At 66.3% G+C, this 1,301-nt stretch carries 1 protein-coding gene; it reads right to left on the reverse strand.

The window, feature by feature from the left end:
- Positions 1–40 precede the first annotated feature (40 nt).
- Positions 41–1,227, reverse strand: a protein-coding gene (locus tag ACFVX4_RS42135; RefSeq protein WP_389988853.1) for an IS3 family transposase whose coding sequence is annotated in 2 segments (ribosomal slippage) — positions 41–960 and positions 960–1,227 — 1,188 coding nt in all. Because the reading frame shifts where the segments join, the coding sequence is not laid out codon by codon here.
- Positions 1,228–1,301: the final 74 nt, after the last annotated feature.

Below are 1,301 nucleotides of genomic sequence, written 5' to 3' on the forward strand. Positions count from 1 at the left end.
TGAGCTGCTCCGAGTTTCGTGGCGGCCGGTTTCTCTGGTTTCAGGCGGCGTTCGGGGCGACCTGTGATCGGTGGTGCTGGGCTTCGAATTCCTCGGGTGGGAGGTAGTCGAGGGCGGAGTGCAGGCGCTCGGTGTTGTACCAGCCGACCCATTGGACGACGGCACGTTCGACCTGGTCAACGTCCCGCCAGGGGCCTTGGTGCTCGATCAGCTCGGCCTTGAAGGAGACGTTGAGAGCTTCGGCCATCGCGTTATCGTAGCTGTCCGCGACGGAGCCGACGGAGGCGGTCGCGCCAGCCTCAATGAGCCGCTCGCCGTACCGAATTGACACGTATTGCGACCCGCGGTCGCTGTGATGAATCAGACCCGAGCCCCTCTTGATTCCCCGCCGCCACAAGGCCATCTCCAGTGCGTCCAGTGGGAGATCGGTCCGCATGTGGGTGGCAAGCTGCCATCCGACGATCATCCGCGAGTACACGTCCAGGACGAAAGCGACGTAGACCCAGCCCGACCAAGTGCGGATATAGGTGAGGTCGGCGACCCACAGCTGGTTCGGCCTGCTCGCGGTGAAGCGCCGGTTGACCAGATCGGGCGGCCTGGGCGCGGTCGGCTCGGGGATCGTGGTGCGGCGCCGCTGCCCGCGGATCACACCTACCAGGCCGTCCTCGCGCATGAGGCGCTCGATGGTGCATCGGGCTGTGGTGATGCCCTCGCGCCGCAGCTGGCGGTGGATGCGCCGGGCTCCATAGGTCTCGCCGGACGCGTCATGGATGCGGCGGATGTGCTCGATGAGCTGTTCATCGCGCTGTCGCCGGGCGGACTTCGGGCGCCGGCGGCGGGCGTTGAATGCCGAGACCGACAGGTCCAGTTCCCGGCATACGGGCTCGACCCCAAAGTCGTCGCGGAGGTGGTTGATCACCGCGTCAGCCTCGTGCGGGGCTGGTCGAGCTCCTTCGCGAAAAACACCGAAGCGGCTTTCAGGATCTCGTTCGCCCGACGCAACTCGGCTATCTCCTTGCGGAGTTGTCCCAGTTCAGCCCGTTCGGCAGTGGTCAGCAGGTCGGGCCGGTCGCCCTTGTCGGCCTCGGCCTGGCGGACCCAGCCGCGCAGGGCTTCCTTGTGGATGCCCAGGTCCTTCGCGACATGAGCGACCGGACGGCCGGAGGTCTGGACTTCTCGGACGGCTCGCTCGCGCAGCTCGTCGGGGTACTTCCGCGGTGCAGGCATCGGACCTGTGTTCTCCCATCTGCCGAGGCGATCATGCCTGGCTTCAGGGCCGCTACAAAATCCGGTTCAGCTCA

This window comes from Streptomyces sp. NPDC058240, from assembly GCF_042882135.1.
GTDB lineage: Bacteria > Actinomycetota > Actinomycetes > Streptomycetales > Streptomycetaceae > Streptomyces.